At 48.3% G+C, this 22,082-nt stretch carries 14 protein-coding genes, 1 pseudogene and 1 riboswitch; of the genes and pseudogenes, 11 read left to right on the top strand and 4 right to left on the bottom strand.

The features are described 5' to 3' along the window. Positions 1-143: 143 nt before the first annotated feature. Together DB847_RS12390 and DB847_RS12385 are read left to right on the top strand one after the other, a co-directional pair. On the top strand, positions 144-761 hold the full coding sequence (locus tag DB847_RS12390) for a response regulator (RefSeq protein WP_108650990.1): 618 nt from the start codon (positions 144-146) through the stop codon (positions 759-761). A 211-nt stretch (positions 762-972) separates the two neighbouring features. Beyond that, positions 973-8,070 (top strand): inverse autotransporter beta domain-containing protein, encoded by a 7,098-nt coding sequence (locus DB847_RS12385; protein WP_159084583.1) that lies wholly within the window; start codon positions 973-975, stop codon positions 8,068-8,070. Between the two features lie 164 nt (positions 8,071-8,234). Here the strand turns inward: DB847_RS12385 and DB847_RS12380 are convergent, their stop codons facing one another. Further along, positions 8,235-8,627 carry a VOC family protein gene (locus DB847_RS12380; protein ID WP_108650988.1) on the bottom strand — a complete coding sequence of 131 codons (393 nt, stop codon included), beginning with the start codon at positions 8,625-8,627 and terminating at the stop codon, positions 8,235-8,237. 10 nt (positions 8,628-8,637) lie between these two features. Further along, positions 8,638-8,790 carry a glucose uptake inhibitor SgrT gene (sgrT, locus tag DB847_RS24390; protein WP_159084582.1) on the bottom strand — a complete coding sequence of 51 codons (153 nt, stop codon included), beginning with the start codon at positions 8,788-8,790 and terminating at the stop codon, positions 8,638-8,640. 115 nt (positions 8,791-8,905) lie between these two features. On the opposite strand from sgrT, the gene DB847_RS12375 reads away from it, so the two are divergent. The 9 genes from DB847_RS12375 to DB847_RS12335 all read left to right on the top strand — a co-directional run bounded on the left by DB847_RS12375 (position 8,906) and on the right by DB847_RS12335 (position 19,825). After that, a complete protein-coding gene (locus DB847_RS12375; RefSeq protein WP_108650987.1) occupies positions 8,906-10,480 on the top strand; it encodes an SgrR family transcriptional regulator in 1,575 nt (524 codons plus the stop codon). A gap of 601 nt (positions 10,481-11,081) precedes the next feature. Next, positions 11,082-11,169: riboswitch (cyclic di-GMP riboswitch) on the top strand. Positions 11,170-11,347: 178 nt separating this feature from the next. Continuing rightward, positions 11,348-12,283 (top strand): AEC family transporter, encoded by a 936-nt coding sequence (locus DB847_RS12370; RefSeq protein WP_108650986.1) that lies wholly within the window; start codon positions 11,348-11,350, stop codon positions 12,281-12,283. Between the two features lie 60 nt (positions 12,284-12,343). Further along, a complete protein-coding gene (locus DB847_RS12365; RefSeq protein WP_108650985.1) occupies positions 12,344-13,333 on the top strand; it encodes an ABC transporter substrate-binding protein in 990 nt (329 codons plus the stop codon). Positions 13,334-13,365: 32 nt separating this feature from the next. After that, positions 13,366-15,252: a histidine kinase dimerization/phospho-acceptor domain-containing protein gene (locus DB847_RS12360; RefSeq protein ID WP_108650984.1), complete on the top strand. Its 1,887-nt coding sequence runs from the start codon at positions 13,366-13,368 to the stop codon at positions 15,250-15,252. Positions 15,253-15,284: 32 nt separating this feature from the next. Continuing rightward, complete coding sequence (locus DB847_RS12355; RefSeq protein ID WP_234418382.1) at positions 15,285-16,223, top strand: ATP-binding protein; 939 nt, start codon at positions 15,285-15,287, stop codon at positions 16,221-16,223. Beyond that, a complete protein-coding gene (locus DB847_RS12350; RefSeq protein WP_159084581.1) occupies positions 16,118-16,378 on the top strand; it encodes a response regulator in 261 nt (86 codons plus the stop codon). Before DB847_RS12355 ends, DB847_RS12350 begins: the two co-directional genes overlap by 106 nt. Continuing rightward, positions 16,375-16,911, top strand: a complete 537-nt coding sequence (locus tag DB847_RS12345; RefSeq protein WP_108650981.1) for an Hpt domain-containing protein — start codon at positions 16,375-16,377, stop codon at positions 16,909-16,911. The genes DB847_RS12350 and DB847_RS12345 overlap by 4 nt, the downstream gene beginning before the upstream one ends. Then, complete coding sequence (locus tag DB847_RS12340; protein ID WP_108650980.1) at positions 16,892-19,075, top strand: putative bifunctional diguanylate cyclase/phosphodiesterase; 2,184 nt, start codon at positions 16,892-16,894, stop codon at positions 19,073-19,075. Before DB847_RS12345 ends, DB847_RS12340 begins: the two co-directional genes overlap by 20 nt. 558 nt (positions 19,076-19,633) lie before the next feature. Continuing rightward, the gene (locus DB847_RS12335) at positions 19,634-19,825 is read left to right on the top strand and encodes a hypothetical protein (RefSeq protein ID WP_108650979.1); all 192 of its coding nucleotides are present in this window, start codon (positions 19,634-19,636) and stop codon (positions 19,823-19,825) included. A 215-nt stretch (positions 19,826-20,040) separates the two neighbouring features. Here DB847_RS12335 and DB847_RS12330 read toward each other — a convergent pair. After that, positions 20,041-21,248, bottom strand: a pseudogene (locus DB847_RS12330) (Bcr/CflA family multidrug efflux MFS transporter). Beyond that, positions 21,242-21,955, bottom strand: coding sequence for a response regulator (locus DB847_RS12325; RefSeq protein WP_199911552.1), 714 nt, complete (start codon positions 21,953-21,955; stop codon positions 21,242-21,244). The pseudogene DB847_RS12330 and the gene DB847_RS12325 overlap by 7 nt, the downstream one beginning before the upstream one ends. Between the last annotated feature and the right edge of the window lie 127 nt (positions 21,956-22,082).

The following is a 22,082-nucleotide window of genomic DNA, read 5'->3' as shown; positions in this document are numbered from 1 at the left end:
CAGCGGTAAATCCCACTCTTAGTCACGTGAGTTTACTAAGCCCTTTCACCACCGCTGGCTGCCTTTTATCTGGTTCCTTTGTTGTTATTTCTCTATACTAGGGAGATGTTACTCTCAGAATAGGGAAAAGGAGTAATACCATCATGAATAAAAAGATTTTAATTGTAGATGATCATCCACTGATATCCGGTGCTTTAAGTAAGATATTGTCCGGGTACTCTAATGTTGAAGTCCTGGATATGCTGCATGATGGTAAGTCCGTATATAATTATTGTTTAAATAATAGGGTCGATATTATCATTTTGGATCTGATGCTTCCGGATATGCATGGCATCGATGTAATCAATCAGATCAAGCGGCGCTGGGAGAATATCCAGATCCTTGTCATAACATCTTTGGATAACACGAATATTATTAATGAAGTGATTGATGCCGGTGCGTCGGGATTTGTTTCTAAGAACAGTGATGAGCAGGAGCTGCTTGCTGCGATCCGTACAGTGATCGCTGGAGGGCGGTATTTTTGTAATTATGAAGTTATTTCTAATCCTGATAACGAGAAGCCTAGCAAGGGTAAGCTCTCTGTCAGAGAAAAGCAGATCGTTAAACTTATCGCATCAGGTTATAAGAGTCGAGAGATCTCAGAAGAGCTCTGTATTAGTCTAAAAACCGTTGAGAACCACAGGTCAAATATTATGCAGAAGCTGGGTGCTCGTAATATGGCTGATGTGATCAATTATGCAAATCAGAGAGGCCTGGAGTAATTTAATATACAGTTCTTATGAATGGTGGATAAATATTATCATTTAATGGGCTTTCTCTATCTTGCCTATATAGTTAAAGCTATTAATTAATAGTAGCACCATCCAAAAAGGGATAGATATGGGGGTATCTCCCCATATCTATTCCTTTTTTTTTGATTAATAATTGATATCAAATGGCAGTGTAATATCTTGATGCTTATACGAGATGTATATGATGAGTAAAAAATATTTTTTTGAATATGCTGTGTTAATTATTCTTGTTTGTTTTTCGATATCTTCAATCACTGCTCTTGCACAGGGAGAGTCATCTGGAAGTGTTTCAACTAGGGAACATCATGAATCACTTGATTCGACATCGAAGAGTAATGTCGAGCATAAGGCAAGAGTTGTAAATCACTTCAAGAATAACCTTGATTCATCTTTGATGGGGATTGAGGCGCCATATAGAAAACTCCTGCCACTCAAAGATAAAAAAGCTCAGGATGTCGCGAAGGCCTGGAACAAGAAGCAAAGAAGGAATGATATAGCTTTATTCCAGGCACATAGAACCTTTGGGAAGATACCGGAAAGTAGGGCTGAGCATAGTAAGAAAAGAGCACAGCTATCCGTTTCTGGTACCGAGGTGACTGTTCCTAAATTTGACTCTGAAAATGCGAAGCAACAACTCATCTCAAGTTCGCAAGATGCTTTATACCAAACGGGAGTCGATGCAATTCATCGGATCAATCACCCACTTTTCAAAAATATGCAGATAGGTAGCAGCTATTCATCCCTGCAAAATGGCAAATATAGTTTATCTACCATGATTCCGCTGTGGATGCCAGAGACGAACAAAAGCGCCGTTTTTATGCAACCTGGCTATAACCATCAGTCAGAGCGTAACACGCTTAACTTAGGGGTTGGATACCGGAGTATCTCTGATGACAATACTCATATGTGGGGAGGGAACCTCTTCTGGGACAATGATCTGTCTGGCCACAACCAGAGGATGAGTCTTGGAGGTGAGTACAAGAGTGATCTGTCCGATATCAGCACAAATATCTATGGTAGGCTTACCGACTGGCATGAGTCCGATTACTACAAGGATCGGATGGAAAGACCCGCCAATGGCTGGGATTTGCGACTGAAACAGGCGCTTCCTTTTTATCCTCAGATCCAAGTGACTTCTAAGATAGAGCAGTGGTATGGCGATCAGGTGGATCCCATGGGGACTGAGCAATTTTATCGGAACCCAATAAACTGGGGGGTTGGGTTAAACTATCAACCTATGTCATTGGTTCATCTGTCTGTTCAACATGAGAAAATTCAGGGTGGAGAAGCAAATGATACTGCAAACCTTTCTTTGAGTTATCGGTTTGGTGTTCCGTTAAAAAAACAGCTTGAATTTCAATTTAATCCAGTTGTGACACACCTTAAGGATAAGTTATTCGATAAGGTTGCACGCTCTTACCGAGTGGTCCTGGATACCAAAAAAATTGAGCCTAGAATATCGCTTCCTGCAACAATAAAAATATCTGGCGGTAGTTCAGAGATACTGCCACTAAGTGTTCAATACGAGGATAAGATAAAAAGCTATGAATGGGATGAGTTAGGTTCAAAGTATCTAGACAAAAATAATATAAAGAGGCCTTTATTTAAAGCTCCATTATATATATATAGTAAATCAGGTGAGAGAAACTTGGGAGTGTCCTCATTAAATAGCTATCCGTTGCACATTCAAGCGAGAACCAGTGACGGTAGTTATTTGAATGCAAGAACGGTTGTTGACATAACTCCAAATCCTAAAAATGGTATTCATATAATAGGGTTAAAATCTTCTTATTACCATGTTCCAAATAGTGAGAGAATTATAAAATTTGGGATATCAGCATTGCCAACTGAGCAAGATAACCTTAAATGTGAGATACAAGGATATGGCGGTTATGCTAAGTTGAATGGAAAATGTATTATAGGAAAGGATAAAGACGAGATTCATTTGTTTCCTTTGAGTAACTCACTAAAAAAAACTCGCAGCTCAAAGATTGATATAGATAGAAATATTTCAATTTCAGTGACTGATACGGTTACAAACGCAACTGCACACGCACAAACTAAAATAAATTCATCGACATTAAAAATCATCAACAATGGTCCGTTTCACTGGGTGAGAAATACATCTGTAGATGAATCATTACCCTTGATATCAGTTTCGGGGGGTAAGCCACCCTATAAGTATGAAGTAAGTGGTGATGAGTTTGTAAATAATGTCTATGGTGTAGATTTTTCTGATGAACATCATACACTTGTTAAAGGTAAGGTTGGTGCAGAGAGCCCGCTTAACTCATATGATGTTCATTATAGGGTTGTAGACTCTAAAGGTGCTGAATTGAGCGATGTTGTTCACGTTGACTTAAATGATGCGAGGCCAGATGTAACTAGATCGAGCTATATGATCACTCAAGATAATGCAATAGCAGATGGAAAAAGTAATGATGTGATTAGAATATCTTTAAAATCAATTGATTCAGAACCATCAACAGGGTATTTGAAAAACTTAGTAGCAGTTGCTATTCCGCAAAAATCTAGTTCAAATAAAATCACCGCTTCTCTTGTCGAGTCATTACAGGAGCCAGGAATCTACTATGCCAATTTTTCAAATACGCAGTCAGGTGCCTATAAACTAGAGATAGAGATCAATAATTCTCCAATTATGAATCATTCAGGAGATGTTATTCACTTCATAGCAGGTCCAGCTTCAGCGAAGAGCTCAATGCTGTCAGTAGATGTCAATAAGGTGGAGACCGGGGAGCCCATAGTCGCTACGGTGCAGCTGAAAGATGCTCATGGTAACACGTTAACTGGAATACCAACCAAGGCACAGGTGAATGCCACCCAGTTCAGGTTCAGAGTGCCAGGCTCTGCAAGCATGGAAGATAAGCAGGGTGTCACCGGCGGTAAGGTGCAGGTGACAATTGCTGATGCCAAGGCAGAGTCGGTTATGCTTGAGGCAGCCTATGAAGGTGCCCAGGTGGTGAATAGCCCACAGCCCCTGACCTTCACTACAGGTAATGTTGATGCGGGATCTTCAGTGCTGTCTGTCGATAACACGCATGTAGCGGCAGGTGAGCCGATCGTAGCGACGGTGCAGCTGAAAGATACGCATGGTAATCCTTTGACAGGAGTTCCGACTACAGCGCAGGTGGATGCCACGCAGTTTAGTCTCAGGGTGCCAGGCTCTGCAAGCATGAAAGAGAAGCAGGCTATCACAGGTGGTAAGGTAAAGGTCACAATTGCTGACACCAAGGCGGAGTCGGTTATGCTTGAGGCAGCCTATGAAGGCGTCCAGGTGGTAAATAGCCCACAGCCCCTGACCTTCACTACAGGTAATGTTGATGCGGGATCTTCAGTGCTTTCTGTCGATAACAGGAGTGTAGCAGCAGGGGATCCGATTGTGGCGACGGTACAGCTGAAAGATGCTCATGGTAATCCTTTGACAGGAGTCCCGACCACAGCGCAGGTGGATGCCGCCAAGTTCAACTTTACAGTACCAGGCTCTGCAAGAATGGGAGATAAGCAGGGTGTCACGGGTGGTAAGGTACAGGTCACAATCGATGATAGGAAGGTGGAGTCGGTCACTCTGGCGGCAGCCTATGAAGGTGCCCAGGTGGTGAATAGCCCACAGCCCCTGACCTTCACTACAGGCAATATTGATGCGGGATCTTCAGTGCTTTCTGTCGATAACACGCGCGTAGCGGCAGGGGATCCGATCGTAGCGACGGTTCGGCTGAAAGATGCTCATGGCAATCCTTTGAAAGGAGTCCCGACCGCAGCGCAGGTAGATGCCACCAAGTTCAACTTTACAGTACCAGGCTCTGCAAGCATGAAAGAGAAGCAGGGTGTTATGGGAGGTAAAGTGCAAGTGACAATCGATGATGCCAAGGCGGAGTCGGTTACTCTGGAGGCAACCTATGAAGGTGCCCAGGTGGTAAATAGCCCACAAAATCTGATCTTCAATACAGGCAATGTTGATGCGGGATCTTCAGTGCTTTCTGTCGATAACAGGAGTGTAGCGGCAGGGGATCCGATCGTGGCGACGGTTCAGCTGAAAGATACGCATGGTAATCCTTTGACAGGAGTCCCGACCATAGCGCAGGTGGATGCCACCAAGTTCAACTTTACAGTACCAGGCTCTGCAAGCATGAAAGAGAAGCAGGGTGTTATGGGAGGTAAGGTGCAGGTCACAATCGATGACACCAAGGCGGAGTCGGTCACTCTGGAGGCAACCTATGAAGGTGCCCAGGTGATGAATAGCCCACAAAAACTAACTTATAATTTGGGCGTTCCAAATCAGGGAGTACTGGCAGTCAGTAATAATTCAGTATTGGCAGGAGAACTAATCATAGCGACAGTTCAGCTTAAAGATACGCATGGTAATCCTTTGACAGGAGTCCCGACCACAGCGCAGGTAGATGCCACGCAGTTTAGTCTCAGGGTGCCAGGCTCTGCAAGCATGAAAGAGAAGCAGGCTATCACAGGTGGTAAGGTAAAGGTCACAATTGCTGACACCAAGGCGGAGTCGGTTATGCTTGAGGCAGCCTATGAAGGCGTCCAGGTGGTAAATAGCCCACAGCCCCTGACCTTCACTACAGGTAATGTTGATGCGGGATCTTCAGTGCTTTCTGTCGATAACAGGAGTGTAACGGCAGGGGATCCGATTGTGGCGACGGTACAGCTGAAAGATACGCATGGTAATCCTTTGAAAGGAGTCCCGACCATAGCGCAGGTGGATGCCACCAAGTTCACCTTTACAGTACCAGGCTCTGCAAGCATGAAAGAGAAGCAGGGTGTTACGGGAGGTAAGGTGCAGGTCACAATCGATGACACCAAGGCGGAGTCGGTTACTCTGGAGGCAACCTATGAAGGTGCCCAGGTGGTGAATAGCCCACAAAATCTGATCTTCAATACAGGCAATGTTGATGCGGGATCTTCAGTGCTTTCTGTCGATAACAGGAGTGTAGCGGCAGGGGATCCGATCGTAGCGACGGTTCGGCTGAAAGATGCTCATGGCAATCCTTTGAAAGGAGTCCCGACCGCAGCGCAGGTGGATGCCACCAGGTTCAACTTTACAGTACCAGGATCTGCAAGCATGAAAGAGAAGCAGGGTGTCACGGGTGGTAAGGTGCAGGTCACAATCGATGATGCTAAGGCGGAGTCGGTCACTCTGGAGGCAACCTATGAAGGTGCCCAGGTGGTAAATAGCCCACAAAATCTGATCTTCAATACAGGCAATGTTGATGCGGGATCTTCAGTGCTTTCTGTCGATAACAGGAGTGTAGCGGCAGGGGATCCGATCGTGGCGACGGTTCAGCTGAAAGATACGCATGGTAATCCTTTGACAGGAGTCCCGACCATAGCGCAGGTGGATGCCACCAAGTTCACCTTTACAGTACCTGGCTCTGCAAGCATGAAAGAGAAGCAGGGGGTCACGGGTGGTAAGGTACAGGTGACAATCGATGACACCAAGGCGGAGTCGGCTACTCTGGAGGCAACCTATGAAGGTGCCCAGGTGGTGAATAGCCCACAGCCCCTGACTTTCAATGCAGGAGATGTTGATGCGGGATCTTCAGTGCTTTCTGTCGATAACAGGAGTGTAGCGGCAGGGGAGCCGATCGTGGCGACGGTTCAGCTGAAAGATGCTCATGGCAATCCTTTGATAGGAGTCCCGACCATAGCGCAGGTAAATGCCACCAAGTTCAACCTTACAGTACCAGGCTCTGCAAGCATGAAAGAGAAGCAGGGTGTTACGGGAGGTAAGGTGCAGGTCACAATCGATGACACCAAAGCTGAGTCGGCTACCTTGGTCGCAACATATAATCACATTAGAGTCTTGGGTAGCCCTAAAGTGTTAACTTTTACTGCTGGTAACGTTAATATAAGTAGCTCTAGATATGAAGTGTCTCCCACAGAATTAATAGTCAATCAAAACGCACAAATTACGTTCATTGCTAAGGACTCATATGGAAATCCAACTACCAGAGGATTTAGTATAGGAGATATTAGTGCTAATTTTGATGGTTATAGTGGAGAAAAACCATCTGTAACTTTTTCAAGTAAAGATCAGCCTGTAGGACATTTCGTGGCTAGATTCACAGATCAAAAGGCAGAAAAAGTTAGGGTCAAAGTTTCTCTTGATACTCATTCAATAACAGCTAATTCAGATGACGAATCTTCAGTCGTTTTTGAGTCTGGTCCCGCAGTACAGTCAAATTCGGACTATGCCATAGATTGGGCCGTGCCCTCTAAAAATATAGCAAATGGTGTGGATGCGGCCGTTTTAAGAGTAACTTTAAGAGATATGTATAAAAACCCGGTAACAAATGGAATCGTATCCCAGTTTAATCAGCAATTAGGCGGGAGTGCTATAGAAAGTGGTAGCTGGATAAATCATAATGATGGGACGTATACTCTATATTTGACGGATACAGTGGCTGAAGCTGTCTCTCCTTCAAATATAAAATATGGAAGCATGGGGCTAGGATTGAATGGGAATGGTTCCGTTACTTTCCTGCCGGGGCCTGTGTCATCAAAAAATTCATCCTATATGGTTACGGTGAATGATAAGTTGACCACAACGAGTGAAGGTTCGATAACGGATAAAACAGGTATGATTTTGCTTGAGCTTAAAGATCAACATAATAATATCCTTTCTAATATAAACTCATCAGATATTCATGTCTTGATTTCAAAAAATGGAAAATCAGCAACCATAGGGAAAATAATCTATGATTCAGGTGATGAAAAATATCATATTCCGGTGACGGCTTATTATGGCTATCCATATAAAATAGCAATTTCTATGAGCTCTAAAGGATCTAATGTTTCCATTAATCCATCTACAGGTGGTGGAGGTGTAATTACATTTCACCATAGGTCATCATGGTTTGGAAACACCCGCACTTCAGCACCTGTAGTCACTCTTAACTTCACAGATGATAATAGTTTTACATTTAGATCCGGATGGATAATAGATTACATGGGTGATACTAAGCATCATGTTGGAAATCCTTCTGGTGGCGGTGTACATAGGCTTTCTGGGCAAAATATGAATGAATTGACAAGCCTGGAAGCCTGGAAGCATTCGGGGGGATGGCCAGGAGGCTACTGCATTGCCAAACTATCTTTAAAAGGACCAGGAGTTGATTTAAATATTGGTGGGAGCAATAATCCTACAGAGAATAAATCCTGGGCAATGGATGGAGTGGTTGGTATGGATGTTAAAGGTGACGATACTTGTGTCCATGCAATTAGACTTATCTATGAAGATTCATAAATAAATATTATTTGTCATGTAACTAATCAACTCACCCATTCATAAATAAAAGAGTGAGTTGATTATCTTTTTTCAAACAAAAACTATAATTGTATAATATATCAATATAAAGTTATGCTTCAGATCGACTTCTTAACCCTGCAGTGAATAAGATCTATTGGATCTTATCTCGTCAGTTCAATGATGTTGCCCTCAGGATCCTCTATCTTTGCCTCATAATAACCATCTCCCGTGGTGCGTGGGCCATCAAGTAACCGATAGCCAGCCCTGGCCAATTCATCGCTGAGGCTATCGACTCTTTGTCTGGAGCCAAGGCTAAAGGCGATATGGGCCCACCCAAGCTTTTCAGAATGATTCGAAGTCATTGTTGACTCAAGACTCATGAGCTCTAGTCGACAATGATCGCCTGACTGAGTTTCAAAGCTCAGAAAGTAGGAGCGAAACCCCTTGTCCGGGTTGTGGTACAGTGGCCCCGCCTTGGCAGCAAACCAGGTTTGATAAAACTCTCTCATCATCTCAAGGTTGTTCACCCAAAGGCCAATATGGTCAATTCTCATCCTTGTCTCCTTACCACCACTGTTTGTAATCTTTTTCATTCATATAGGGTATCTTCCATTGGCATACCCGGTTTAAAACCTCGAGACGCTGACGAGTAACCTCTTTGGGAGTACACAGAGATCTTCCGATGTTTTTGAGGTATTGCCTGTAGAAATCGAACATGATTTTACTCCTTGATGAAAAGTGATGGAGGAGGAAGTAACTTCACCTCACAACAAGTTTGTGGCTAAAATAGGGATATAAAAACAGAAAGGAATATCTCTGGAACTTCCTCTTTATGAGCGACCAACAGCTGACTCGACAGTTTCAAAAAATCTATAACGCCCTCCAGGGAAAAGAGAGCAAAACAACCCTGCATCAACTCTCTGAAATCCTATTTTGTACCAAACGGCATTGTCGAAATATTTTAACTAGAATGAATGAGTTAGCCTGGATTGACTGGGTTCCGGTATCCGGGAGGGGAAAGCAGTCAACCCTCAGATTCAGGCGCAGCTTCCGCTCCCTTCAGTTGGAGCAAGCCAAAGCGCTGATCACCGATGGTCGCTTTGAGAGTGCGATGGATCTGCTGGAGCATAGTGTCGATGAGCTAGCCTTACTGCTTCGTGAGCAGACCGGGGTTCAGGTTGAAAATGGCAAGCAGGTGCTGCGCTTACCCTATTATCGGCCCTTGAGTCGCCTGGATCCGCGAAAACCGATGCGACGTTCGGAGCAACACCTGGCCAGACAGATCTATAATGGCCTGACATGCTTAAATGAGGAAAAAGGGGAAGTTGAGCCGGATCTGGCTCATTTCTGGGAGGCGTTGAGCCCACGGCACTGGCGATTCTATCTAAGGCCTTCGGTTCGGTTCCATCATGGAAAAATACTGGACAGTGATGATGTAATCCATTCCCTGCAGCCTTTGAAAAAAACCAGGATGTTTGCTCATATCGAGCGAATTGAATCTCCCGCAGAGCGGATCATAGACATATACCTCAAGGCTGAGGATCACTATTTTCCCAAATTGCTGGCACAACCCCGGGCTTTTATCATGCCTGCAGATCAGGCGCTCGGGCTGGGAGATTTTGCTATGCCTTGTGGAACCGGTCCTTATCGGGTCAGTATCAATGATGGCCAGCAGCTTAAACTTGAGGCATTTGAACTCTATTTTGGTTACCGGGCGTTGCTTGATGTGATCGATATCTGGATCACACCCGAACTACCGTTTTGCTACCTTCACCTGGGACCACAGCACTGCAATGCCCCGTTTCCTAAACTCGGGCAGATGCGTATGGATGATGGGTGCCAATATCTGTTGCTCAACACCAAAGATGGCCTGGCGGCCGATCCTCTCTGGTGCCAGTATCTTCGTCGCAGATTGAGTGCAACGGCCATCCTGGGGGCTTTTACCGCAGAGGCCATTGAGAAATTCCGGATACTACCCGCCTACGGTCTGTTACCAGGCTGGAATCATCTTGCAGGGGGAGAACAGGAGTTAATCCCTGAGGACTTGCGGCAACTGCAGATTGCCTGGCAGCGGGAACACCCACTGTTTGATGAAATGGCTCGTGTGATTATTCAGCTCCTGGAGGCGGATGGTTTTTCAGTGAAAGGGGTCCCTCTGGATTCTCAGGATATTGCTCTGGGAGAGCATCCTGAGACCATAGATATCTGGATCAGTGGGATGAGCCTGGGGAGCCGGGGGCAGATGCGATATTGCCTTGGTTTTATGGATTCGGCCAGCTTGAGAGGGCCATGTCTGCCGAGCAGTTTCTTGAGTTTGAGCATAAGATCACTCTGTGGCGGCAAACTCCCGATGCCCTGTTTCCCTGTCGTGAGCTTGGGAGTGCATTGGTACAGCTTGGACCCGTGATCCCGATTTTCCATAATTGGTTTGGGGTGAATCATAGTGGTGAAGTTCAGGGGATGATCCCCAATCGCCTGGGGTGGTTTGATTTTAAGTCGGCCTGGCTAAAGCCCCACCAACCAGCGGATTAATCTTTTAGCTAATCCTGGGATGGGTTGATCTGAGGCCCGTCGACCATATCCTGTGCGGCGATCGGGTTTGGGATCTAAAGTGATGTCGTATCGGTAAGCTATATCAAGATGAAACCGGCGAGGGGGGCCACATCGACGCTCCTGGTCGAGTGAATGATGTCCATCCTGCACGGGGAATTCAGACATTTTGGAGCGACCTGCAGGTATCGGGTTTACTATAAGTTTAATTCATTACAGGGCCGGTCGCCCAAGCAGTGAAGCATGGATTATGAGTCACAGATAGCAGGCATTTAGCCGAACTGATCATAGTTTTGATAAAGAGGAGGTGTCTCAATCACCTGCCGGCAAAGGAGACATCGATAGCTGTTGGCCTATGATAATCAGTTAGTTAGTCACAGGGTGCGACAAAAAAATGTTAATGGTATGTCTCAATTGTCACTCTATATGGTATATCCTATAACAGTGAAGTTGAGTTTATCTGTAAATGGCAAACTTGGCCGAAAGGCAAGGGCGCAAAACTACCGGTCTACGGAGCTAACTCTCCATGACAGCGGGGCTGCCAGATAATCAAATGCGAGTCCGCCTCCTTGAGTTTGCTCCTGCCGCCAGCTTGAAAAAGCCCTGAGCCGTTTATCTGAATATGAATTCTGAGTGACGAGAAAGCTTACAGTTAAGCGCTGATGTCACAGAGTGCATGATGCAGTCTAAGGTTTTGAACGCCACATAAGCAAAAGGAGTGCCTGTGGATATTCTACTCAATAGTGTTTTCCCCGCGATCATCCCGGTTTTTGCCATCATGGCAATGGGTTATCTCATCGGCCGTAAGACGGATTATGATCTGAGTTTTGCGACCGATATCACCATGTATTTCACTTTGCCGCTGCTCATCTTTTCTGCTCTGGCCCACAAGTGGGATACCCCTTTTTTGGGACGGGAATTTCTGATCACCGGGGTGGGTGCTCTGGTGATTATTCTCGGGACTGCGGGTCTGGTGGCTATCTATCTCAAGGTCACCCGACGCAAAGATCTTAATATCCTCTACCCGACAGTGATGTTTATTAATGCAGGAAACCTTGCATTGTCACTGGATTACTTTGCATTTGGCTATGACGGCTTTTTGCGTGGAGTACTGTTCCAGGTTGTGAATACCTCCCTGATGTATAGTCTGGGAGTCTATATGGTTGGCAGGCAGATGAACCTTAAGACCATTTTCAAGATGCCGTTTCTGTATGCCTCAATTGCCGGAACCCTGGTGTGGGTGTTCCATATTGAGCTGCCTGAGTTTGCATTGCGAGGCGTGCACTTCATGGGAAGTGCTGCGCTTCCGGTCCTGGTTTTGATGCTGGGTTACTCTCTGAAAAATATTGATCTCAGTAATCTTAAGGTCGCCATCAGTGGTGGGGTACTCAGGATTGTGGGTGGGCTCGCGATTGCCAGCCTGTTGGTATTTGGCTTGCTTTCAACGGGTTTGATCGGTTCCTCGCCAGGGGATCTCCTGACAATGAAGGTTCTGATCGTCAATGGTTCAATGCCGGCGGCGCTTGGTATTTACCTGTTGGCACAAAAATATGATCGCCAACCCGAGGTTGTAGCCCCAACCGTTTTTGCGTCGACGCTTATCGGCCTGTGTACGATTCCTATCGTGCTGTGGGGCGTTAACTATTTTATTAGCGGCTAGCTGCAGGTGGCCCAATAGACATGAGTTCGCAAACTGTGTGCCACACAGAGGAAGGTGATTATGACTGACTTTGTAAGACGATGGATGATAGGGGCCTTGGTGATGCTACTACTGGCTCCTATGGCCTGGGCTAAATCACAACCAGCAGATGATCCAGGTCAGGTATATCGTATCGGTTTTCATATCTGGAAGCCCGGTAAGATCTATACCGAAGCGATGCAGGGGATCAAAGATGGTTTACAGCTCAATGGCATCAATTACGAAGCCGTCGAAATCCACTCCTATCGGGATGTTAATCTCGCCAAGAAAAACCTTAAAAACATGGATCAGATGGAGCTGGATGTGATCTATTCGCTCTCTTCGGCAGGAACCAAACTGATCAAGGAGCAACAGTTAAAGACACCCGTCATTGCAACTGTCATCAACCACCCGGCGAGCCTTGGCATAAGCTCTGAGAAAAAGAATAGCGGGGGCTCAATAACGGGGACTAGCTACTATGTTGATGCAAAGAAACAGCTGGCCCTCTACCAGACTATTTTCCCTAAAATCAAAAAGGTAGGGATGATATTTGATGGGAACAACCCGGCGGGCTATCTCGCAGAGGAGCCCTTTATGCGCGAGGCGAGCCGTAAGGGGGGAGCTGAGTTTGTTTCGGTTCCCGTCATTGAGAAAACCGAGTTACTCAAGGCGGCTCAGCAACTGGTGGCTGAGGACGTTGATATCATAGTGATCCCCACCAATCGCCTGGTTTACGGTAACCTGGAAACCGTACTGGAGGTGACGGATAAGCATGGGATCCCGCTGGTCTCTATGAATAAACAGGGGGTTGAAAATGGCGCCCTGGCGGCTCTTTATGCCGATACCTATAACCTCGGCAGGCAGGCGGCGAATCTGGCATCGCCCATTATCAGTCAGGGAAAGTCTCCCGGAGAGATTGGATTCGAGTATATCGAAGAGCCGGATATTATTCTCAATCTAAAGGTCGCCGGAAAACTTGGGGTCGATGTTCCGAGCTTTGTATTGGATAAGGCAACCATAGTGATCCAGTAAGTTGAATGGCTGTTGGATCTCACTGAGGTGTGATGAAGTCAATTAAAGTGCAAGTCCTGGTCATTGTGATACTAACCCTAATCATCTGTCTGGTGATTGGGCAGATCAGTATTCAAAATGACCGGGCCTTTATCCAAAGTAAGATTCAAGAGTTTCAGCAACAGCAACTCAGTTCAGCGATCCACCTCTCTGAGCGGATCCACTCCAAGTTTGACAAGTTGGACGATGCTCTTCTGAGTCTTTCCCAGATGCCCAAGGTTCAGTTCATGCAGCGCAACGAGTTGCTGCTCAATATGATCCGGATTTACCGGATGAACAATGATCTGGTTGAGGGGATCTTTCGGGTCGACTCCCACAATGCTCTGGAGATGGGCTACCCTTCATCGGCGCCTCACCCGACACAGGATGAACTGGAAGGGATCTTTGACAAAGCCAGAATGACCGGGGCCAGCTCCATTGAAGTGATCCGGCGTGATGGCTCCGCAAGCGATCTTCTGGTGTTTGCCATTCCTGTCTATACCGTACAGGGCAAGGTTCGGATGCATCCTACCAATAAGTTTGCGGGGCTGCTGTATTTTACGGTCAGCCTGAAAAAACTGAACCAGCATCTTTTCGACTTTCCTCACTATGGTAAGAGTGGTTTTCCCTGGGTCATGACCGGGCGGGGAGTCATAGTGGGAAGTGAAGTCCCGCGCTTTCTTGGCAAAGAGATCAGTGAACTGGAGAAATGGCATAGCTCACGGGAGCACAGAGGGTTTACCGAGCTCATTGATAAAATGCGCAATGGAGAGCTCGGGGTCGTGACCTATACCCATGCTCTGGATGGGGTTCAGCGCATCGGCGAGAGTCCTCCTTCAGCGAAAGAGAAGCGGCCGTCCCTTTTTTCCTACTTAGTGAGTGGGGCGGAGACCAGGGATCAGAATACCTACTATGTCGCTTTTGCCCCGATAGAGCTCTATGGTGAACACTGGTCTGTTGCGGTGACCCATAGCCAGCAGGATATTACCCTGTTAATCGAAACAGCGATTGGCTCTCGCTGGGTGAATATGTTTGCTCTGCTATTAACCATCATTGGGATGGTGCTGATCCTGATCCTGCTGCTGCAACGTAATCACCGCAGGCAGGTGATTGAAATTCATCAGGGGCAGGTTGCGCTTCGAGACGCAGAAAAGAAATATCGCTCCCTGGTCGAGACCTCGAATGATGCCATTGTGATCCTCAGAGGCCGGGAGACTGTTTATTTTAACCCTGCCTACCTCGAGCTTGTTAACCCGGAGCATACGGAGCAGGGGGTTGCTGAGCTGTTTAGTATTTTAAGTGAAGAGCAGAGTGAAAAGTTAATGCTCTATCAGCAGCGGCGTCTCACCAAACAGTGGGTATCTGACAAACTGGAGCTGGCACTGGCCACCCGTGGGGAGGAACCCTGTTTCGTTACCGTTGAGATCAATGGAATTTTATATCAGGGAAAACAGGCCGCGATGCTGGTGATGCATGACACCACGGTGCAGCGGCGCCATGAGCAGGCTCTCAGAGAGGCCAAAGATCAGGCCGAGGCTGCCAATGGAGCCAAGAGTGAGTTTTTGGCGCGAATGAGCCACGAGATCCGAACGCCAATTAATGGCGTTATCGGGATCACTGAACTGGTGCTGGAAACCTCCCTGACTTTGAAACAGCACCGATTCATTCAGACCATTCAGCGTTCGGGGCAGGATCTCCTCACCCTGGTGAATGATATTCTTGATTTTTCAAAGATTGAAGCGGATAAACTCAAGCTGGAGCATATCGAATTTGAGCTCTACGAGCTGGTTGAGGATGTGGTAGAGCTGCTGGCGGTCCGGGCCGAGAGAAAGGATCTGGCGGTGATCTGCGATATTGATCATGATGTGCCGCTCACCGTTCAGGGGATCCGCACCGATTAAAGCAGATCCTGACCAATCTTGTGGGAAATGCGGTGAAGTTTACCGAGCAGGGGGAGGTGGTCGTCACTGTTTCGGTTGAACAGAGCGAGCCCGACTCAGATTTAATTCGCTTTGAGGTTCGTGATACTGGTATCGGGATCAGCGCCCAGGCCCAGCAGCGGGTATTTGAATCATTTAGCCAGGCAGATGGCGCGACGACCCGCCAGTATGGCGGGACGGGCCTGGGTTTGAGCATCACCCGTGAGTTGGTGCAGATGATGGGGGGAGAGGTCGGGTTGACTTCTCAGCCGGGTAAGGGCTCAACCTTTTGGGTCACGGCAAAGCTTCCTCCCCTCAGTGCTTCGCGAAACTATCCCCCATTACTGGATCCAGAGACTCAGGATAAACCCACGGCTCTGATTGTCGACAATAACGACACCCGACGTCAGCTGTTAGGAAAATACCTTGATAACTGGGGGCTTGAGGTCACTCATATATCTGGTACAACCGAGGCCTTGGTGCGACTCGAAACCTCCCGGGATAAGCTTCCAGGGTTCAGGCTGGTGGTGGTCGATCAACAAAGTGTTGATCCAATACACTGGCGCAGTCGCTGGCTGAGCTCCCCTCAGGCAACACCTGGCTCCATGGTGACCCTCGTCCCGATGAATAGTGAGCCTGGCTATGGGGGAGCAGCAACGTATGATTCTTCAACCCTGGTCCATAAACCCGTTCGCCAGTCAGAGCTTTATCGGGCGTTACAAACAGTCCTGGAGCCTGGGGGGCTACTTCGGATGACTTGTCACCGGTTTCTCCTTGCATATCGTCACCGGTGCCAGCTTTTCGGGGACGAATTCTGCTGGTGGATGATAATCCGGTCAATCAGTTGGTGGCTCAGGAGAAGTTGCTGGGTTTCGGGCTTGATGTGGACGTTGTCAGTAGTGGACGGGAGGCCATTGATGCTGTGTCACAGGGGGGGATTGATCTCGTGCTGATGGATTGCCATATGCCCTTGATGGATGGCTTTCAGGCGACGATGGCGATTCGGGAAAATGAGAGAGCCCGGGGGGACGAACAGCTGATCCCCATCATAGCGCTGACCAGCAATGTATTTGAGGGATCAGGGAACGCTGCCTTGCCGCGGGTATGAACGATTATCTTTCAAAACCTTTTAACCAGTCTCAGATGCAGGCGATTCTTAAGTCCTGGCTGGGGAGTGAAGGCGAGACGGACAATCATGCTCAGCCAGAGAATACCCGGCAGCCACAAGTCACTGAACTGGAGCATGCCCCGAACCTTGCTCCTCTGTCTTTGAGCCCACTGGATCCCGACAAGTTGCAGGAGTTACTGGGGCTGGATGAGGATGGCCGGTTTTTTGGCCGCCTGGTGGAGGCTTATCTTACAAAATCTGCAACCGATCTGGAGCAGCTCAGACAAGGGGTGGCCGAAGCCTGTGCAAACCAGATCCGGGAGGCTGCGCATAGCTTAAAATCAAGCAGTGCCAACGTCGGGGGATTAATCCTGTCACGGCTCTGTCAGGAAATTGAGATGGCGGGTCACAAGGGTGAGCTATCCAATACTCAGGAACTGCTCGAGCAGCTTGAGCTTCATTATCGGGAACTCAGCGATGAATTAATCAGGCAATCAAGGATTGATGCAACTCATGACAGCATTTCACTCTGAACACCAGGAACAATTTCGCGTGTTGGTGGTTGACGATGATCCAACCTCCCGGCTTTTGGCTGAGCAATGGTTAGGGCGAAAGGGATTTTCTGTCATAGAGGCAGAGGATGGCCTGGATGCCCTGAAGCTGTTTCAGGAGAGTCAGCCGGACATTGTATTGATGGATGTCAACATGCCCAATATGGATGGGATCGAGGCGTGTCGGCAGATCCGGGATCTCCCGGCAGGGAAAGCGGTGCCGATCTTGATGGTAACCGGAAGCGAGGACATTGAGTCCATTGAAAAATGTTATCAGGCGGGAGCAACTGATTTTACGGCCAAGCCGATTAACTGGTTGATCCTGTATCACCGTCTCCAGTATATGCTGCAGGCCAGTACTATGTTTCAGGATATGCTCCGAACCAGTGCGATCTTACAGGAGCTACGTCATAGTGAGGCGCGCCTGGATAAGGCGCAGCAGTTGGCGCAGCTGGGAAGCTGGGAGTGGGATCTCAAATCCGGGCAAACCTATTGGTCTGAGCAGTTGTACCGGATCCTGGGGCTGAGGCGCTGCGATGTAGAGCCCTCTTTTCAGGCGTTTCTGGGGTGTGTTCCCAGAGAGGAGAGGGAGCGGGTTCTGGATTGGTATGAAGAGGTTCAGCAATCCAAACAGCCTTCAAGCTTTAGTCACAGGTTGCTGGGCGAACAGGGCCGGGAGCTGACGGTACAGCATCAGGCCGAGGTGTATTTCGACGGTGAGGGCCAACTCGTCAAAAGTATCGGTAGTGTTCACGATATTACTCAGTTGAAAAAGGCTGAAGAGGAAGCGTACCGGCTGGCTCACTATGACAGCCTGACCGGCCTTGCCAATCGGTTGATCTTTAGTGAGAGGGTGAACAGTGCCCTGGAATTGGGGAGATCCCAGCCTTCACAACTCGCGGTGCTGTTTCTTGATCTGGATAACTTCAAGCGAATCAACGACAGCCTGGGGCATGATATCGGCGATCTGCTGCTCCAGGAGGTTTCATCTCGGCTGGTTGCCAGTGTGCGAGTGCATGATCAGGTATCTTTGCCCGACTCACATCAGATATCCAGGTTTGGCGGAGATGAATTCACCCTGTTATTAACCGAGATCCGCCAGGCTGAGGATGCTCAGCGGGTGGCCCTGCGGATCCTGGATGTTCTTCAAGCTCCGATGACACTTGCCGGGCATGAGGTGTTTATTACCCCAAGTATCGGCATTGCCCTGAGCCCCCATCACGGAACCGATGTGGATAGTCTGCTTAAGAATGCAGATACCGCTATGTATCATGCCAAGAAAAAGGGAAAGAACCGCTTTGAACTCTTTGATGACAGCATGAATGAGTTGGGGAGGCGGCGGCTGCGGCTTGAGAATAACCTGCGAAGGGCGTTAGAGAAGCAGGAGCTCAGCATTCACTATCAGCCGCAAGTCTGTTTAAGAGACAACAGTATAGTCGGGGTCGAGGCCCTGCTTCGGTGGGATAATGAGGAGCTTGGAAGGATCTCTCCGGTGGAGTTTATTCCCGTGGCCGAGGAGAGTGGCCTCATCACGCCTATCGGGGAGTGGGCCCTCAGGGAAGCGTGTCGTCAGGCGAAATCCTGGGTTGAGCAGGGCTTTGCCGGGATCAGGGTCGCAGTGAACCTGTCGATTCGTCAGTTTGTTGATCAGAAACTTGAACTGTTGGTGGAGCAGATCCTCCAGCAAACTGGCCTCGATGCCAGCTGCTTGGAGCTTGAGCTGACGGAGAGTATGCTGATGGAGAATGCGCAGCAGGCAATCGAAACTTTAGGCTCATTGAAGAATATGGGGGTGCAGCTGGCGATCGATGATTTTGGAACCGGCTACTCAAGCCTGAATTATCTACGTTGCTTCCCGGTTGATCGGCTGAAGATCGATCGCTCTTTTGTGACCCATGTCAATGACAACAGTGATGATGCCGCAGTGATCCGAGCGATTCTGGGGATGGCTCACAGCCTGAATCTGGAGGTGATTGCAGAGGGGGTAGAGACTGCCCAGCAGCGCGAGTTTCTTGTTAAGCATCATTGTGATGAGATCCAGGGAGAGTTATACAGTGTGCCGGTTGAAGCCCAAGCAATGACGGAGCTGCTGGAGACACAGAAACTGAAGAAAAAAGGTCCCCTGAGTTTTTTAAAATGGTATTGAACAATGAGCAGGACTTTTTAAGGCGCATCCCGAAGGGCAGAGGCATTTTCCACCGAGCTAGGTTATCAGATGCTCATGGAGAGCAACTAGTAGTACATAGTGAATTATCTTGACCACTTAACTGTACTATGAACTCCTTGAGCCATGGATGGCGAACCACGTAGCTCGATGGAGGGACTCATCGCGCGAAGTAAGATTTTGCCTACTTTTGACGATCCAAAAGTAGGGCGTCGTCGGGCGCCCCCGACAGGGTTTGCAGCTGTTGGGCAAACCAAGATCATCAGCATAAGCGGTAAGGATAATAACGCTTAGCTGCACTAGGCCACGCATCTTCTGCTTTGCTGGTTGAAAAAATTGCCAATAGCAGAACCAGATCTGAAACGCTAATAGAGGCTAATGTCGGTTTAATCCTGTGATCCTCTTCAAAAAATACCATATTAACGGCGGGCTTAGGTATTTCTACTCACATTTTATTCGGGTTTTTAATGGTATAACTAGCCTCTGCATGACTCGCGCCCGGGTCATGCAGAGGCGGGTTGTTTCAATAAGAGGATTCAAATGGATTATCAATGGTTGTCAGGATTAGCCGAGCGGGAAGACTACCAGTCCCGGTTGGTCATCTTTGAGGATATGTGTCGCTGCCTGCGAGATGCGGGAGTTGAGCTAACCGATTACTTTGTCGAGTGTGATAAATTAGCTGAGGTTCTTCATATACCAGATGCAGTCCTCAAGAGCTCGGTAAAGTTTTAATCAGAGTTGGGTCAAGTCTGTTAAGCCGTGCCCTGAGAGTTATGCCGATTCCCCCCTGTCTTTAATCTGAAATGCCGGCTGGCTCAGTTGCGTTGTTTTTACTGGAAAGAGATTTGGAGAGATGACCGGCTTTTATCTATTCCAGATCTGCCCTGAACTCGAGCCAGAGTTTAGATAAGTATCAGCCAGGCTCAATGGCGAGCCTGGCTTCTTTATTAACGCCGTGCCGGGTGCAGATTGGGGTAGACCAGGCCATAGTAGCTGGCAAAGGCTAGCACGCCACAGATGGCTATGGTCAGCGCCATCGGCATCGGGCTGTTGCTTTGGGGAAGGTTGATAATCATTCCTGCGATCCCCCCCAAGCCAAAACGCATGGTCCCGGCCAAAGCGGAGGCGGTTCCGGCTTTTTTATTAAAATGGGTGAGGATCCCGGCCATCGAGTTGGCACCCACCATCGCCAGAGGACCGATGAAAATCACCACAGGGATCACCACGCTCCAAAGTCCACCGCCGCGCCAAACGTTAAATAGCAGCGCCAGGCCTGCAAGGGTCGAGATCCAGATCCCAAACTGCAGTAACCGCTCGGTGCCGATCCCTCGCACAACTTTGCTGTTGAAATAGGTCATCGCCATCATCAGCAGCACATTCAGCCCATAGTAAAAGCCAAAGTTCTGAGGCTTAATATGGAAGTGCTCGATATAGACCAGTGAAGCGGAGTTTAAAAATGCAAATAAGCCTGCCGTTACAAAAGAGCCTGCCAGAATATAGCCCAGGGTCTGGCGATGACACAGCACCTCCAGGTAGTTTCTAAACATCTGCCTGAGCTCAAGGGGAGCGCGCTCCTCCCGGGGAAGAGTTTCGGGAATATTGATCAGGAAGGCGGCCAGGATGAGGACACTCAACGCCACCTGAACCCAGAAGATCAACCGCCAGCTCCCGACAAGCAGCAGGTAGCCCCCGGCAAATGGAGCCACCAGGGGGCGAGTGTCATCACCAGGATCACAAACGACATCATCCGGGAGAACTCATCCTTGTCGAACAGATCGCGCAGGATGGCATTGATGACAACCGAGCCGGAAGCACCCCCTAAAGCCTGCAGCGCGCGCAAGCTGATCAGTGCAGGCAGGGAGTGCGTCATTGAGCAGCCGATGCTGGCGACAATGAACAGCCCAAGGCCTGCTAAAACGGTTTTCTTACGCCCATAGCTATCGGCCAGAGGGCCATAGATAAGCTGCCCGATGGCAAAGCCTATCATAAAAGAGCTCATGGTGAGCTGTGCACTTTCAACACTGATGCGAAGCTCTTTGGCGATCGATGGCAGACTTGGCAGATACATATCGATGGCAAAAGGGGTCAGGCCGGCAATTGCCCCCATGATGATCACCAGAACCAGCTGATTGATGGGTTTAGTTGTTTTTAACATTGGGGCTCCAAAGTGGTGGTAAACCGGTAACCTACGCCGGTTTCGGTAAAAATGTAATCTGGATTAGCGGGATCGGATTCTATCTTCTGGCGTAGCTGCCCCATATATACGCGCACATACTGGGCGTGCTCAACATAGTTGGCACCCCAGATCTCAGCCAGGATCTGACGGTGGGTGAGTATCTTACCGGCGTTACGCATCAGCAGTAACAGCATTTTGTACTCAATAGGGGTCAGGTGAATTAAGCTGTCCCCACGGTGGACCAGGCGGGCGACCGGATCAACCCGGATCTCACCAATATTTAACTCTTGCTCAGACAGATCTTCCGGACGGTTGTATTGTTGTTTGAGCCGCCGAAAGATCACCCGGATCCGCGCCAGTAGCTCTGACGATCCAAAGGGCTTGGTAAGATAATCATCGGCTCCGAGATCCAGTGCCCTAACTTTCTCCATCTCGCCCTGGCGAGCTGAGATAATCATGACTGGAATGGAGGACCACTCCCTCAGGTGGCCAAGCAGGGTAAAGCCATCCATATCTGGTAGCCCTATATCCAGTAGGATCAGATCAGGCTGCTCGATTGCCGCAAGGCGCAACCCCTCCTGGCCGGTTTGTGCCTCAAAAATCTGATAGTCATGACTGCTGAGCAGCACATTGAGAAATCTTAAGATCGGCTTCTCATCATCGATCAGTAATATTTTTGATGGCAAGGCGCCTCCCATTTAGGATCTGTGGAAAAGGAGATGACAGTGAGCAGATGGCGGCATTTAATAGCCGGATGGTCAGAATGATTGCTGACGAGCCTATCAACTGAGCTCAGAGTTAATGCCAGTGTAT

The organism is Dongshaea marina (genome assembly GCF_003072645.1).
In the GTDB taxonomy this organism is placed as follows: domain Bacteria; phylum Pseudomonadota; class Gammaproteobacteria; order Enterobacterales; family Aeromonadaceae; genus Dongshaea; species Dongshaea marina.
The sequence above is the reverse complement of the archived record's forward strand: the minus strand, read 5'-3'. Positions and strand labels throughout refer to the sequence as shown.